The sequence below is a fragment of the Xenorhabdus lircayensis genome (assembly GCF_016306625.1).
Taxonomy (GTDB): Bacteria; Pseudomonadota; Gammaproteobacteria; order Enterobacterales; family Enterobacteriaceae; genus Xenorhabdus; species Xenorhabdus lircayensis.
Genome location: NZ_JACOII010000021.1, coordinates 157,076 through 172,776, shown reverse-complemented (window position 1 = coordinate 172,776; position 15,701 = coordinate 157,076). Strand labels below are relative to the sequence as shown.

14 protein-coding genes, 1 pseudogene and 1 riboswitch are annotated in these 15,701 nt (G+C 38.1%); of the genes and pseudogenes, 10 read left to right on the top strand and 5 right to left on the bottom strand.

The genetic code is table 11. The features are described 5' to 3' along the window. Positions 1-222 precede the first annotated feature (222 nt). A complete protein-coding gene (locus H8A87_RS04325; RefSeq protein WP_198688747.1) occupies positions 223-1,371 on the bottom strand; it encodes a type I restriction endonuclease in 1,149 nt (382 codons plus the stop codon). Between the two features lie 792 nt (positions 1,372-2,163). Between H8A87_RS04325 and H8A87_RS04320 the strand changes: the two genes are divergently transcribed. The 4 genes and pseudogenes from H8A87_RS04320 to prfH all read left to right on the top strand — a co-directional run bounded on the left by H8A87_RS04320 (position 2,164) and on the right by prfH (position 5,603). Next, the gene (locus H8A87_RS04320) at positions 2,164-2,901 is read left to right on the top strand and encodes an ankyrin repeat domain-containing protein (RefSeq protein WP_198688746.1); all 738 of its coding nucleotides are present in this window, start codon (positions 2,164-2,166) and stop codon (positions 2,899-2,901) included. A gap of 118 nt (positions 2,902-3,019) precedes the next feature. Next, positions 3,020-3,427, top strand: coding sequence for a putative signal transducing protein (locus tag H8A87_RS04315; protein ID WP_198688745.1), 408 nt, complete (start codon positions 3,020-3,022; stop codon positions 3,425-3,427). Positions 3,428-3,867: 440 nt separating this feature from the next. Then, a pseudogene (locus tag H8A87_RS04310) lies at positions 3,868-4,989 on the top strand (RNA ligase RtcB family protein). Continuing rightward, positions 4,986-5,603 (top strand): peptide chain release factor H, encoded by a 618-nt coding sequence (prfH, locus tag H8A87_RS04305; RefSeq protein ID WP_198688744.1) that lies wholly within the window; start codon positions 4,986-4,988, stop codon positions 5,601-5,603. The pseudogene H8A87_RS04310 and the gene prfH overlap by 4 nt, the downstream one beginning before the upstream one ends. A 39-nt stretch (positions 5,604-5,642) precedes the next feature. On the opposite strand, the gene H8A87_RS04300 is transcribed toward prfH, so the two are convergent. Continuing rightward, positions 5,643-6,014, bottom strand: a complete 372-nt coding sequence (locus tag H8A87_RS04300) for a hypothetical protein (RefSeq protein ID WP_198688743.1) — start codon at positions 6,012-6,014, stop codon at positions 5,643-5,645. Positions 6,015-6,146: 132 nt separating this feature from the next. Further along, positions 6,147-6,629, bottom strand: coding sequence for a PliI family lysozyme inhibitor of I-type lysozyme (locus H8A87_RS04295; RefSeq protein ID WP_198688742.1), 483 nt, complete (start codon positions 6,627-6,629; stop codon positions 6,147-6,149). Between the two features lie 1,335 nt (positions 6,630-7,964). Between H8A87_RS04295 and H8A87_RS04290 the strand changes: the two genes are divergently transcribed. After that, positions 7,965-9,419 carry an alanine/glycine:cation symporter family protein gene (locus H8A87_RS04290; RefSeq protein ID WP_198688741.1) on the top strand — a complete coding sequence of 485 codons (1,455 nt, stop codon included), beginning with the start codon at positions 7,965-7,967 and terminating at the stop codon, positions 9,417-9,419. Between the two features lie 221 nt (positions 9,420-9,640). Next, positions 9,641-10,474: an N-acetylmuramoyl-L-alanine amidase gene (locus H8A87_RS04285; RefSeq protein WP_198688740.1), complete on the top strand. Its 834-nt coding sequence runs from the start codon at positions 9,641-9,643 to the stop codon at positions 10,472-10,474. 108 nt (positions 10,475-10,582) lie between these two features. Here the strand turns inward: H8A87_RS04285 and H8A87_RS04280 are convergent, their stop codons facing one another. Beyond that, a complete protein-coding gene (locus H8A87_RS04280) occupies positions 10,583-10,969 on the bottom strand; it encodes a helix-turn-helix domain-containing protein (protein ID WP_198688770.1) in 387 nt (128 codons plus the stop codon). A 197-nt stretch (positions 10,970-11,166) separates the two neighbouring features. On the opposite strand from H8A87_RS04280, the gene mgrB reads away from it, so the two are divergent. Both mgrB and H8A87_RS04270 read left to right on the top strand, forming a co-directional pair. Further along, positions 11,167-11,298 carry a PhoP/PhoQ regulator MgrB gene (mgrB, locus tag H8A87_RS04275; RefSeq protein ID WP_198688769.1) on the top strand — a complete coding sequence of 44 codons (132 nt, stop codon included), beginning with the start codon at positions 11,167-11,169 and terminating at the stop codon, positions 11,296-11,298. Positions 11,299-11,601: 303 nt separating this feature from the next. Next, the gene (locus tag H8A87_RS04270; protein WP_198688739.1) at positions 11,602-12,990 is read left to right on the top strand and encodes an amino acid permease; all 1,389 of its coding nucleotides are present in this window, start codon (positions 11,602-11,604) and stop codon (positions 12,988-12,990) included. Positions 12,991-13,143: 153 nt separating this feature from the next. Here the strand turns inward: H8A87_RS04270 and pagP are convergent, their stop codons facing one another. Further along, the gene (gene pagP / locus H8A87_RS04265; protein WP_198688738.1) at positions 13,144-13,758 is read right to left on the bottom strand and encodes a lipid IV(A) palmitoyltransferase PagP; all 615 of its coding nucleotides are present in this window, start codon (positions 13,756-13,758) and stop codon (positions 13,144-13,146) included. 566 nt (positions 13,759-14,324) lie between these two features. On the opposite strand from pagP, the gene cspE reads away from it, so the two are divergent. Beyond that, positions 14,325-14,534, top strand: coding sequence for a transcription antiterminator/RNA stability regulator CspE (cspE, locus tag H8A87_RS04260; protein ID WP_198688737.1), 210 nt, complete (start codon positions 14,325-14,327; stop codon positions 14,532-14,534). A 124-nt stretch (positions 14,535-14,658) separates the two neighbouring features. Next, positions 14,659-14,751, top strand: a riboswitch (TPP riboswitch). Between the two features lie 44 nt (positions 14,752-14,795). Beyond that, positions 14,796-15,593, top strand: a complete 798-nt coding sequence (thiD, locus tag H8A87_RS04255; protein ID WP_232370059.1) for a bifunctional hydroxymethylpyrimidine kinase/phosphomethylpyrimidine kinase — start codon at positions 14,796-14,798, stop codon at positions 15,591-15,593. Positions 15,594-15,701: the final 108 nt, after the last annotated feature.

Here is a 15,701-nt window from a genome sequence, read left to right as displayed (position 1 = left end):
CGCAATTATCTCTCATATGTAATTGATTGCGTGATTGAATAGATAACGGGAGCTTAATGGTTCCCGTTATTTTATTATAACGATCGATATGGTTATCAAAACCTATCAAATTTTGTGCACTTCAAACTTATTTTTTAGCTGATAGTTTTGGGCTTATGCAATGCGAACTTTTTAGAAGAAGCCATCCAAAGTAAAGGTCAAGATGGCTTCTATTTTCATTCACTAAGATTTTTTTCTGAAGTTTTCGTCATTCTTTGCGTACTCGAACGAATCCAAAACAATCCCTGTAACACGTAAAATGTCTTCTGGAACTTCAATAAAAATTCGTGATCCATTAACTTCTAATCCAGCTCTACATATTTCATTGATGAGTATATCTGTTAATTCTATTGGTGTTTGAATATACGATTTATTTTTCTTATCAAAATATCTAACAATCCATCTATTAGATTTACCTTGATAAAGTATCCCAAAATAAGACTCAGTATCTTTATATTGTAAATCAATATCTTCACCTATGATTGATTTAACTTTTTCGAATAGAGATAACTCATTTTTTGTTGTTATTATATTTGGATTATCTGGGTCTACGATTGCATCTGCCTCGAAATTTTCTGTGGAAATTTCCTTATTGTTAGGAATTTCATCAATTGGAGTATGTTTGTTTGATAATCCTGACACAACCATTGCACTAACTGATTTTTCAACCGCCTGCTTCACCAATGGTGTTATTGACTCTATAAATCTCTGATTAAGCTGTCTTTCTACATTAGATCTATTTGCAACATACCTGACGAATTCGCTATCCACTTCCCGTAAACTTGAACTGATGGTTTTTGTAAATGCAGAAAGATATACACTTTCTTCTGCAAGAGTACGCAATGCTTCCGGTTTAAACTTATCGTGTCTAAATCTGTACAGTTGGCTGGCATCTGCATCGCTGGTTTCGTCCATTCTAATACGTAAGAATGGAGTAGGATCCATAACATTTTTTTGTTTTAAATCTGTAAAAAAACGCCATTCTTGCCCGTTAGTTATAGCAGAGATTGTCACTTCTGGTGTTGAGTTAAAATAACGGGATAATTGAGGACAATGATTTTCTATTTTTTCTTTATATCCCTTGGCTTCTATAAACATGACCGGTACACCTTGACAGAATAGGGCGTAATCAACCCGCTCATTAGCTTTTGCGCCGGGGAAATCTGCGCCATATTCAGCTTTCACTTTTTGTGGGTCGTATGGACTAAAACCAAGTATATCTAAAAATGGCAATATCAGAGCTTGCTTGGTTGTTTCTTCAGTAGAACAATGTTCCCCTACATTTTTGACATGTTCAACGTGATGCTTAAGTTTTTGTTTAAAATTTTCCATTTCAAGACCTTAATAATCTATCATTGAATACCAAAACATTTTACCTATGACATTAGCGCCACTTTCGTGGGCTATTTAATCTTCATATTCTTTTCGATTATGACTCCTTATAAGTAATTTGATTTTTCTTTTAGCGTCATACACGCTTCCGAGGATAGACGATAAACATTTTGTGAATCGACGCAATCATCTTGCTGTTAACCTTATTCAATATTTCCATATACATCAAATATACTTAATACACAAAGAGTTTTTTATGAGGCAATTATAGACACTATTATAAAAAATTGTTGATGTTGTAGGAGGCAAGAAATCTTGGCGGAAATTTACTGAGAATGAAAATTGTTGAGTTTCTGAGGGTTACTGGTTTGCCATTAGAAGTTCTTTACCTTGAGGAATAGTTGACCACCAAGCAGAAGAAGTGCTGTAGGAACCAAAATTGGCATTTTTTCTGATACTCAATAAACTGAGAAATCGCATAAATTTAAGCTTTCCCATGAGTATATTCCCCGCTGAGAAAAAAAGTTACAGCTAATGGTACTAGAAGAGATGTTCAACAAATGGCGAGAGCATTGCATCGTGTAAGAGAGATATTGATTAGCGATAAAGTGAAAACAATCAAGTGGCAATGGTTTTATAATCATGAACGATCTAATATGGCATTAGGAGGTTATACACCCAAACAACATGCATAACGAACTACCTGAACTCTATTACTGGCCTCCGTTAAAAGCGGAGGATTACCTCCTTTAATACGTGAAACGTAATATTATACTAAGCAATGAGGGAAAGATGAGAAAAATAATAATGTTTTCTGCGTTATTACTAGTATTAGTTAATGTTAGCGCCCAAGTGTTAAATGATAATAATCCAGATAAGTATAAAAATTTTAGATTAGGTTATGCGGAGATGGTAGAACTTGCTAACCCACAAAGATTGCCCCATCGAGTTTTTTATGAAAAACCATCAACAGGGGAAAACAGTAAATGGTTTGATGCGGTTAAACGAGGGGATTTAGATACTGTAAAAAAAATGGTTGAGAGTGGTCAAGATATCGAAGTTAAAGACACAGGAAGTTTGGAACAAACTGCATTAGGCTGGGCGGCTTTTATTGGCTATGAAGATATTGTGGATTATTTAATATCAGAGAAAGCTAATTTGTGGGCTACGGATAAAGCCGATGTTAATCATGTGTTGAAATCAGCAGTTTTGGGTAAAAACACTAATATAGTGAAGAAAATACATAATCTGATGAAAGATGAGCTTGATTTAAATGATCAAACTATTGAGGCTGATGGTGAAACACCAGTGATGATTGCGGCAAGTAATAATCGTATTGATACCGTAAATTATTTGATTGGGCAGGGTGCAAATCTGAATTTATTTACGGTAACAAATGACGTAAATATGCCATCTTATGATCAAAGTGCATTATCATATGCTTGTCATCGTAATTTAAAAGAGATGCAAAAATTATTGATTGATAACGGAGCTGTACATCATAAGACTCAGAAGCCATCATGTGATTAATGTCGTAAATCTCATAAATTAATTATTCACGCTAGTGCTAATGTACTGGAGCCAATCTGGAATTGGTATTCAATAATAGGTTATACTGCTTAATAAATCATCTGATTATGGTGTACTTATGTGGAATAGCTATCCCCAAAGAGGAAATATGCAGTTATTGGCAAATTTTCTATCACCGATAGATGCTCACATTATCTTAGGCAGAATGCTATCAGAAGGTATTTATGCAGTAGTGATAGATGAAGGGATTGTGTGGAACAACTACATGTATTCTCAAGCATTTGGCGGCGTGAAACTCCTTGTTCATCGTGCTGATATAGAACGGGCAAAAGAAATACTTTGCCAAATTGAAGATAATCAGTATTCATTGGATTTGGGTAAATCAGCCTCCAATTTAGAAAATCTGAAACCATCTCTATCCCAATATCGTTTTAATGCGTTTATAAATACTTTTTTAGTGCTTTTATTATTTTTAGCAACCGGTATAGCATTACCGTTAAAAATTGACTTTCACTCTTCGCTGTAATTCAGATTTTGGTTCCATTTACCTCTTTTTATAGTGAACTAAAAAATATTTAGCGGTATGAAAGAGCAGGCTCTCATGGTGTTCAAGTTTCTCAGTATCATGTGGTTACTTTATATATATCAGGGGCTAAAGTAATATTTCAATTAATCACAAATTGTAATTAAAAACAAAGGCAATTAAAACATCTTCGGATGGTTTAATAAATATAAATAAAATACTGGCAATGATCATAAAACTTGAAGTATGATGCAGCGCCTGCGAAATGCAGCTATTCACTAAACCCCACTAACGACTGAAAAGGAGAAATTCATCATGATGACAATAACAATGACTCTTTTCAGGCCAGCCCAAAGCTAATTACTAAATCAAATTTTTCAGTATTGCTTGGCTAGGAAGGCCTGACCACACCTTTATTTTTTCATTGATCATAAGGTTGATCTATGGGCAATACTTTGTATTCGGTTGCACCGAACGTACAGCTTATCGTAACAGAAAATACTTGGCTGGAAGGCAAGGCCATCCAGCAACTTGAAATAACAGCACAGCTTCCTGACATGGTACGTACTGTTGGGCTGCCTGATCTCCATCCTGGCAGAGGATATCCAGTTGGTGCTGCATTTTTCTCACAGTCACGTTTCTATCCGGCTCTTATTGGCAATGATATTGGTTGCGGTATGGCATTATGGCGGACAGATTGAGCATTAAATAAATGGTTATTGGATAAGCTGGAAAAACGGCTTGGCTCCATTGATGCCCCTTTGGAAGCAGGGGATTTACCTAGTGATATACCTGAGCATTTTTGTTATCCGCCGGGAACGATTGGCGGTGGCAACCATTTTGCTGAATTACAGCAATTGGATGAAATTTATCAACCGGATATGCTTGAAGCGTGGCAATTGAATAAACAGCAGCTTTTGCTGTTGGTACACAGTGGTTCACGTGGCATGGGACAAATGATTCTTGAACAGCATGTTTGTGAACATGGGCATCATGGATTGATAGCCTCCAGTCTAGAGGCACAGGATTATCTTCAGCAGCATCAACAAGCATTGGATTATGCTTGTTTCAATCGTCAATTAATTGCAGAAAGGATGCTAAGACGCTGGCGAGTCAATGGAGATCGTCTGCTTGATGTCTCACATAATTTGCTCGCCCCTTGTACTATTGACGGTATTGATGGTTGGTTGCACCGTAAGGGGGCAACTCCCGCGGATCAAGGGCCAGTGATTATTCCGGGATCTCGTGGAGATTACAGCTATTTGGTTCAACCGCTGGCCAGTGAACGCAGTCTGTTTTCCCTTGCTCATGGTGCGGGAAGGAAGTGGATTCGTGGTGAGTGCAAGGAGCGTTTGAGCGGACGTTACAACACTGTACAACTTTCTCGCACAGCATTGGGCAGTCGAGTCATTTGCTTAGATAAGCAATTGATTTTTCAAGAGGCTCCAGAAGCTTACAAGCCTATTGGTGGCGTGATGGATGCTATGTTACAGGCGGGTTTGGTGAAGTTGATAGCACGACTTAAACCTGTTTTGACATATAAGACACGAGGAGGCAATGAATGATACTGTTGCAGATCTCCTCGGCTCAGGGGCCTGAAGAATGTACGCTAGCTGTCAAAAAAGCGCTGGAGCGATTGATTCAAGAAGCCGAAGAATTGAGCGTGATAGCAGATATTTTGGAAGAAGAGCGAGGGCAACGTTCCGGTACATTGCGCTCTGTGTTAGTTGCCATTCAAGGGGAAAATGAACAGCAACTATTTGAGCGCTGGAACGGTACTATTAAATGGATTTGCGAGAGCCCGTGGCGAAAAGGAGTTGGCCGCAAAAACTGGTTTATTGGTATTGCACAATTTGAACCGATACAGGAAATGATGGAAAGCGAAATTCGGTTTGAAACATTGAAAGCTTCCGGGCCTGGTGGGCAGCATGTCAATAAAACAGAATCAGCGGTGCGGGCAGTGCATATTGCCAGTGGTATCAGTATCAAAGTACAGACAGAACGCAGCCAACATGCCAATCGCCGACTTGCCTGTTTGTTGATGGGGCATCGGCTTAGACAGCAGCAAAATATGCATCAGGCACAGTTCAAGGCCGAACGGCGTTTATTTCATTGTCAGCTTGAAAGAGGGAATGCGGTGCGCATTTTTATCGGAATGAAATTTATTCCACAGAATTGATATTAGAGCGATGACGTTAGCCAGTCGCTCTACAGGAATTTATTTCGTACCTTGAGATAAGGCATGCTTTGTTTGCACTTTGCATGCCTTAACAGATTTATCCAATGATTCGTCAAAATGACGGTGACTTGGGAATGATTGTTTATTTTTTCTGACTTCTGTGACGGTCTGTTTGATAGATGTAATAAATTCATCCTTGTTGCTATGGATTTCTTTAAGATCGAATCCCTTACTACTTAATTCACTGAAAACTTTTTTGGCTATGGCATCGGGTGAATCATTAGTTTTGAATGCTTCTACGGAGGCTTTTCCAAACAAATCACAATAGGCTTCCGCTGTTTTGTCTACATTCGCATGTGCGGCATAAGAGAAGAGTGGGGCAAGGAAAATTGGCAGTAAAAGACGTTTCATAATTTCCTCTTGATCGATTACACCATGATAGTGGTGACAGCATGAACAGTAATAACAACATTAACAATAGTACATAATTCTCCCGTTTGCGCTGGATCGCAATGGAATGGGAATGCCTTATTGAAGATGAGATTATTGGTGTTTCTGCTCTACACACTGGCCTCGTTTGCATAGTGCTCGAAGTAACTTAACGGGATCATGTTTACTGTTTGTATTGATGCGGGTAAGAAGTTTGACGTTTCTGTCAGTAATTTTGAGCGCATCAACTTCAAGATAATTTCCAGAACCTGCTGTGAGTTTGTAGACAATTAATTCTTTGGAACCGTCACCGTTAATGTCGGCAAATGTAATCCTCGGTTTATGGTTATCTTCGAACACTGAACCGTCACGAGAAAAGACTGCCCCAGTTTCAAATTCTATGAGCTCTTTATCCTTGAAAATGGCAATGGAATAGCTGCCAATTGAAGAACTTTCCAAATCTCCGACTGATATAACGGCGAATCTTTTATCAGGTAAATGAATCAATTTTCCATCTCTTGCGATGGCAGGTGTTGATAACAATAGGGTGATTAGCGTGGGAATGACAATAGTTTTCATGATCTTACTTATACACATAAGCAATACTCCACTGTTTACTATCTTATTCAACATACTCACAGGATGAGATTTATAGAGTAGCACGAATTTTGGAAGACCATGTTTCTAATAGCAGGCGCAATTCAAAATTTATTCGGTATTGGTTATATCGTGTTTAATTTTCTTCAAAATAAAACATTAGTATATCTTATTATTTTTTGAATTTCTTAAAGTGGCATTCTTTACTCTAAAAAATAGAAAAATATTTTGTGATATAGATTATTTTTGATGTATTTACTGAATTTTAATCTAGCAACGACACATTATTAGAATCAACGGGAGTGGTGACTCCCGCTTTTTTATTAATTTCAACATATTAAGCTCTATGTGCTGTTTTTTTCTATTTTTTCGACAATCTTATTGTACTCTTTCCAAACAACGGATAACGGTGAATTTAAACAGCAGATAGAGATTGAGCCACCTGTTGGAGGATGATACTCGTACTTTGATTTTCCTCTATAAACTCGCTTGGGCAGTATGTTGTCTGCGGGATTCTTTCTTTTTCGCTCTAACATCAATTATAACCTCACTTGCAGATTATCTGATGGCCAGATAGTGGAACATTAACATCTTACTAACCTGTTATTGTTGTTTCCTATCGTAAAAATAACAATCAAAAATTTTAATATGGGATGGTAGCTTTTTCCAACTATCACAGTATTAAAATTTAATAATCTCATTTGAAGAAAGATATTGCTATATGTTTTTGTAAATATTGGAAACTTCAATATTAAATTTTGTAACTATTTTCCTGTTCTTAATGAATTAGGTTATTGCCACTAAAGTGATATAGCAGAACGTCACTAATCTAAATTTGTTCTGTGTATTTTATATGGCATGACATCAATAACTTTCAATTAACACATGTTTTTTATATGGTTATTGTATTGGTGTTGTTTTCTATTGGTTATATTTTGGTTATTAACTGGTTTTTTGTTTTTATGGTAATTGTTAATTTGTTTATGTTTCTTGCTTATGTATAGGAAAGGAATTAACTCGTATCTGTTGTTCGTGAAATGCGCTTAATAGGCTTGGGATGGGGAATGAAGCGTTTATTGATATCAATATGAATGTTCAACAACGCTAAAGTAAATGTAAAAAATTCATTAAAAGTTACCCATTGAAATCGATATTGTGTTACATTCTTTTCGTTTTACTGGCTAGTATCTCTGTGTTTTTTGTATACAGAATTGTGTTACTTGTTACTTGTTACTTGTTACTTGTTAATTATAAAGGAAATTAAGCACAATAAAATTTCGCAGGATACTGCATTATAGTCAGCTAACGTTTGCTAATTAGTAAGGGGAAAATATCTTGACGGATCTGATTAACTTCATTAATAACATTCTTTGGGACTACGTACTAATATATCTGCTTCTTGGCGTTGGCCTTTACTTCACACTGCGTTCTGGTCTTATACAGATTTGTCATTTTGGTCACATGTTTTCAGTTCTGAAAAATAGTAAGAAATCAGATGACTCTGGCATTTCATCTTTTCAGGCTTTATGTACCAGCCTTGCTGCTCGTGTAGGAACTGGTAACTTAGCAGGGGTTGCCATTGCAATTACTGCTGGTGGGCCTGGAGCTATTTTCTGGATGTGGGTAGTGGCATTTATTGGTATGGCAACTTCCTTTGTGGAAAGCACGCTTGCCCAGTTGTACAAGACGAAAGACGATCAAGGAAATTATCGCGGTGGCCCTGCCTACTATATGGAGAAAGGGTTGAAGAAGCGATGGATGGGGGTGCTATTTTCATTCTTCCTTATTATCGCGTTTGGTCTTGTATTTAATGCTGTTCAGGCAAACTCAATTGCGAAAGCGGCTGCCGTTGCCTTTGATATCAAACCAATTTATGTCGGTATTGTATTAGTCATTATTAGTGGCACGATTATTTTCGGCGGGTTACGTTCTATCGCTCGGGTTGCCGAATTGGTTGTACCATTTATGGCGGCTGCTTATCTGATACTGGCATTTTGGGTAGTTGGTCATAATATTGAACGTATTCCAGAAGTATTTGCATTAATTATCAAGAGTGCCTTCGGTCTTCAGGAAGCAATAGCAGGAACGTTAGGCTATGGTATTTCTCAGGCGATGACTCAGGGTGTTCAACGCGGATTGTTTTCGAATGAAGCGGGGATGGGGTCTGCACCAAACGCAGCAGCTTCAGCTTCTCCATATCCACCGCATCCAGCCTCTCAGGGTTATGTACAGATGTTGGGGGTATTTATGGATACAATCGTTATCTGTAGTGCAACGGCTGTTATCATCCTCTCTTCTGGAATTCTCAACGAAAATGTCACTGCCATCAGCGGAATTGAATTGACTCAACGAGCATTGTCATCGGCTGTTGGGCATTGGGGAGCGACATTCATTGCAATTGCTATCTTCTTCTTCGCCTTTACATCGATCATAGCCAATTACGCTTATGCTGAAAGTAATATGATATTCCTGGAACGTAACCACACAGCGGGCTTATTTATCCTGCGTTTGGCTGCGTTGGGCATGGTGATGTTTGGTACATTGGCAGAAGTACCTCTGGTTTGGAATATGGCTAATTTATCAATGGCATGTATGGCCATTGTTAACTTGATTGCCATACTTATGTTGTCGGGTATCGCAATGAAGCTGGCGAAAGACTATAATCAACAGAGAAAATCGGGGCAGTTGCCGACATTCAATATCAACAATTACCCAGAGATCCAACAGCAAGTTGAAAAAGGCATCTGGGATAATGATGCTTCGTATAACAGAAAAAAGAGTAATCGCTGATACTGAGGGTTAAACTCCTACTTATATAGGGTATATCAGTAACAGAATCTTACTCATATGATATGATATGATCAGCCGGACACTCGACCATTCTGCGAATGTCCGGCTTTTATTTGTTCTTAAGAGCATGCTTAAAAGTAAAAAACATCACATCTATTTTAGTTTCATCTACTATATAGTCATTACCATGTTATCTTTTCCTTTAAATTAGCTGACCGATCATGACAAGAAGATTACTAGTATGCGTGTTTATCACACTGTTGATTGGTTGTTCTTATTCCCCTAAGCGAGAAGATAGAAACGGTTATATTATTGACCATTCCTATCCTTATTCGACTAAGCAGGATATTGACTCGGTTAGGTTCCTTGTTTTGCATTACACTGCGCTAGATGACAGAAGATCTTTACGGGCATTAACGGGAGGTCATGTCAGCGCTCATTACCTCATTCCCTCGCAACTAAAATATGAAAATAAAGAACCGATTATTTTTCAATTGGTTTCGGAAAAGGAAAGGGCATGGCATGCGGGAAAGAGTGAATGGCATGGATACCAAAGCTTAAATCGTTATTCTATTGGGATTGAAATTGTTAATTGTGGATTTAAACGACATTTTATCAAAAAAGAATGGTGCTTATATCATCCGTCACAAATTGATGCAGTGATTCGATTGGCAAAAGACATTATTCAGCGATATCAAATTAAGGCTGTAAATGTTGTTGGTCATAGCGATATAGCACCGCTTAGAAAAGAAGACCCAGGGTCTTTTTTTCCGTGGCAAGCGCTTTATGAACAAGGAATCGGAGCTTGGCCTGATCATTTGACAGTTAATAAATATTTGGCTGGCAGGGCTCTTGATATGCCCGCATCAGTGATTTCAATACAGAAAGCACTGGCTCTTTACGGTTATAGTATTCCTCAAACAGGTTTGCTGGATCATGCGACTCGTAAGACCATTCAAGCATTTCAAATGCATTTCCGCCCGTCAAATATTAGTGGTATTCCCGATGCGGAAACAGAAGCGATTGCTTTGGCGTTGGTCGAAAAATACCAATAATAACTTATGATTAATATATAGAAATAGAATGCTGTCATTCAGTGGGATAAGAGGGATATATGGTGAGGCATGGCGGCCGCGATGAATGGCCGCTGATGATGCCAAGCTTTATGGTTCGCAGTTGTAAGTCAGATGCAATGGAAGTTTAACTTCAAGTTCAATGTCTATACTCTGGCGAAAATCATAAGGTGTAATGCCATATTCTTTACGGAACATGTATGTGAAATGAGATTGAGAGCCGAAGCCGAAATCCAAAGCAATGTCAAAAATAGGCAAAGAACTGTTCCTCAGAAGAGAAACAGCACCAGCCAGGCGTCGCTGGCGGATGTACTTTCCAAGTGATATCCCTGTGACTTCTTTGAATATTTTCTGCATGTGCCAAAGCGAATAGCCAGAGTAAGCAGCAAGCTCTTCAAGATGAATGACACGGCCAAGATGGTTTTCTATCCATTTACTCAGTGCGCATACAAGTGCTAAGTGGTTATCTAGTGGCATTACAATTTTAAATTGGTTGAAGGTTGGGGAAGTATACACAACTTCTTTTCAAGATGACAAAACCCATTATTATAGGAGCCGATAATGATTAAACAGAAAATCTCAGTGTTTTTCCATATAAAACTCACCATAATATTTTATTATAATGTCAACTACAATGAAATTATTCTGAGGTAACCTAATTGGATACTAAAAAAATGCTCTTTACTTTGTGCTTGATATTGCTAAGTCTGTTTTTGTATTTGCTGGCATTGGATGTACAGTGCGGTCAAGGTAATGCAGAATTCGAATTAGGTGTTTGTTCCATTACCCGATACTTACGTTTTTGATATTCACCTCAATCATTATCCTGCTTGTATGTGTGTTAACATACATTCGTGGTATTCATTCTCTGGAAATGATGTTTTAATATCCACTTGATTCGAATCAACAGACTAAATATCGCGTAAAATCAGAACATAACCCAATCCCTACAATAGTTGAGATAAGTTGAGCTCGACAAATTTTGTGAAAATTGGGAGAGTAGGGAGGTTTCTCGCATTATTCAGGTTTAAAACAACACTCAGGTTTAAAATAACAAATAGAATAGCTTTTAATGAGACGGATTCTAAGCATCGTAAGAAGAGGACTAGATGGCAGGACAACAAGAACAACAATCTACGCTTAAGCGTGGTTTAAAGAATAGGCATATTCAGCTTATTGCCCTCGGTGGTGCAGTAGGAACAGGATTATTTTTGGGCATTGCTCAAACCATTAAAATGGCTGGGCCTTCTGTGCTTCTCGGATATGCGATTGGTGGGTTTATTGCATTTTTGATTATGCGCCAATTGGGTGAGATGGTTGTTGAGGAGCCAGTAGCAGGGTCATTTAGCCACTTTGCTTATAAATATTGGGGAAGTTTTGCCGGTTTTCTATCAGGATGGAATTACTGGGCAATGTTCATTTTGGTCGGAATGGCAGAGTTAACGGCTGTTGGTATGTATATCCAATATTGGTGGCCGGAAGTTCCAACATGGGTTTCTGCTGCAATATTCTTTGTACTGATCAATCTTGTTAATCTGATCAATGTTCGGTTATATGGTGAAACCGAATTTTGGTTCTCTATCATTAAAGTTACTGCGATCATCGGCATGATTATCTTTGGGTGCTATTTACTGATTAGCGGTAATGGTGGTCCACAGGCAAGCATCACCAATTTATGGCAGCAGGGTGGCTTTATGCCAAATGGGATCTCCGGCCTGATTATGGCGATGGCGGTGATCATGTTTTCATTTGGTGGGTTGGAAACAGTCGGTATCACCGCAGCAGAAGCAGAAAACCCTGAAAAAAATATCCCCAAAGCAACCAACCAAGTTGTTTATCGAATCCTGCTATTTTACATCGGTTCGTTGGCTATCCTGCTTTCGCTTTATCCGTGGATAAATGTGGTAGAAGGCGGTAGCCCTTTTGTTCTGATTTTCCATAATCTAGATAGTTTCTGGGTGGCGAACGCCCTGAATGTAGTAGTATTAACGGCGGCATTGTCTGTTTACAACAGTGGTGTGTATTGCAATAGCCGGATGCTGTATGGTTTAGCTAAACAAGGTAACGCGCCTCAAATCCTGACAAAAGTAAATAAGCGTAGTGTACCTGTCTTGTCTATTGGGTTATCGGCACTGGCAACATCGGTTGGTGTGTTGATTAACTATGTTATGCCTGGTAAAGCATTTGAACTGTTGATGGCATTGGTTGTGACAACCCTGGTCATTAACTGGATTATGATTTGTTTAGCTCACCTGAAATTCCGTGCTGTTAAAAATAAAGAAGGCGTTAAGACAAAGTTCCAGGCATTGTGGTATCCATTTGGAAACTATTTATGCTTGGTATTTCTGGCGTTCATTCTCGTCATTATTCTGATGATGCCACCAATTCGTATTTCAGTTATCCTGATGCCATTCTGGATTGGCGTATTATGGATGGGTTATTTAGTTGCCAAAGCAAAAAAGCAAAAAAGCAAAAAAGCAAATAAACAAATAGACTAGTTGTTAATCCATGCAGCTCTTTTTTTCAGCCGGGCATAATACCCGGCTGATTATTATTGTTAATACCAATTCCAACCCCAATCCCGTTAACACTTTAGCATACGATAACCAACCGCATACATCGTTTTTATTCATGGGGGTTTGATTGGATAATTACCATTGCCAGCGTAGCCAACTGAACAGCACATTGCCATTATTGTATGTGCCAGGAATATAGGTTGTTTGAAAAGAGAATCGATTATATTCGACGGAAAAAATCGGTAATGGTAAAGGTACGGGAATATAATGATAATCATGGCGTGCTGTAACGCTGAATGTAAATCCACCACCCATTCTGAAACCATTAAGATCATTAGGTACCCACATTTTTTGAAACCCGTAGCCAATAATAGGTTCAAGACGATTATGTGAGTCCATAAAAATCATCGCATAAAGTGAATGCCAATCGTTATCCTTATCGTAACGATGCTTACCGTAACCCAACCCCCAAGGCATTTCGTTATACCTATCTGTTTTTTCTTTATCATAGGTCAAACGGTTATGCCATGTGATTACGGGTAAATAAAGGTCATTATCTGGTGAATTCCATGTTAATAAAATATTACTCTTAAAATTTCCCCATAATCCAGCATAAGAGTATTTGTAATCCATTTTTGATTTTTCTGACAGCGTAATCTCATTCGTTTGAATAGCCTCCGCGTAGACCAGCTTCGATAATATAAATAGTGTCATTGGTAGAACACATGATATGGCTAAATGAAACTTCATTTTAAACTCCAACTACTCTAATACCATAAGCTTTATGGAATCAGTTTATCGTATAGATAGAATAGTAGACGTTAGGCTGGTAATATTATAATTGAACAATATTTAATAAATGATAAACAAAAAGTAAGCTGGTTATATACAAAATAACTATATTGTATATTAAGAAAAGCTGGGCGAAATTAGTTATAAAATTATAGTTATCCAAAATCCATTTTGGATAACTATAATTCTCTGAACCACCCCATAATAGGCGTGGGAAACAGCATTATATATTAGATTGGTTAAAGTTGTTTCTTTGGGTTAAAATTTCATTTTTGTATTAATTTAGATGGTTATGTGAATAAAATATTATTTATTAATTTAAAATAGGAATGGATATTAAGTATTATAAATATGTGCGTTGGCTCCAGCACCTGAAAAAAATGGCTTGCGATTATATAAAGAGTATGTGATAAAACACATGGGTAAACGAAGTACTGTTCTGTTGATAAATAACAGCAACGAATACGGGTCTGTTTATTTTTATGTCAATCGGCTAATAAAGTGATTCAAAGGAAATTTTTGAAATGGCAAAAATCACTGGTACTGTGAAGTGGTTCAATGAGTCTAAAGGTTTTGGTTTTATTACTCCAGCTGATGGTAGCAAAGATGTATTTGTACATTTTTCTGCAATTACGAAAGATGGGTTTAAAACATTGTCTGAAGGCCAACAAGTTGAGTTTGAAATTCAGGATGGTCCTAAAGGCCCTGCTGCTGCAAACGTCACAGCTTTATAGTAATAAATTTATTTTGGCTGGTTTTTGATTACTAGCTAAATATATATATCGTTAGTCTAGTTTTATTATCTGATGATAACCTATTGCAAAAGTCACTCTATTGGGATACTAATAGAGTGATTTTTATTTTGACTCGGGGCGTTCTTTACTGAACTGAGAAGTACCCGTAATACCTGATCTGGATAATGCCAGCGTAGGGAAGTCATGGTATCTCCTATTTTGATACCCGCTTTTCTTTGGCTGGTGGTAGGAGTGACCATCATGAGAATTAACGCACTGACTATCGCAGGAACAGATCCTAGCGGTGGTGCCGGCATTCAAGCCGATTTAAAAACTTTCTCCGCACTTGGTGCTTATGGTACGACCGTCATAACCGCGCTGGTTGCCCAAAATACAACGGGCGTACAATCGGTTTATGATCTTGATCCCCTCTTTGTTACTGCTCAACTAGAATCCGTGCTTTCAGATGTCAGAATAGATAGCGCCAAAATTGGCATGTTATCGAATGCTGCCAATATTGCTGTAATTGCAGAATCACTGCATCGTTATCCTATCTCTCACATTGTCTTGGATACTGTCATGGTAGCAAAAAGTGGCGACCCCTTGTTATTACCGGAAGCCATTACGGCAATGATAGAGCAGCTATTGCCAATCGTTTCTTTGATCACGCCAAATTTGCCGGAAGCGGCCGCTATACTGAAATGTGCTCTTGCCAGGACAGAAGATGAGATGTTGCAGCAGGGACGTGAATTACTTTCAATGGGATGTCAGGCGGTTTTATTGAAAGGAGGGCATTTGATCGATGAGGAAAGCCCTGATTGGCTTTTTACCCTTGAAGGTGAGTGGCGTTTTACTGCACCCAGAGTAAATACGCAAAATACGCATGGAACCGGTTGTACTTTATCTGCTGCACTTGCAGCATTACGTCCGCGTTATTCTGATTGGCAAAGCACGCTGTCTGTTGCAAAAACATATTTGCAAAATGCGTTGGCACAGGCGGATACCCTTGAAGTTGGTCAGGGAATTGGGCCAGTGCATCATTTTCATCAATGGTGGTAATTAATCGTGGTGAATTAGGATGATAGTCTGTCATTGAACACTGTCGTCATTGGATAATGGGGATACGTGTATCCCCATCTTGAAAAATGGTGAGTTAAATAAGTTTGA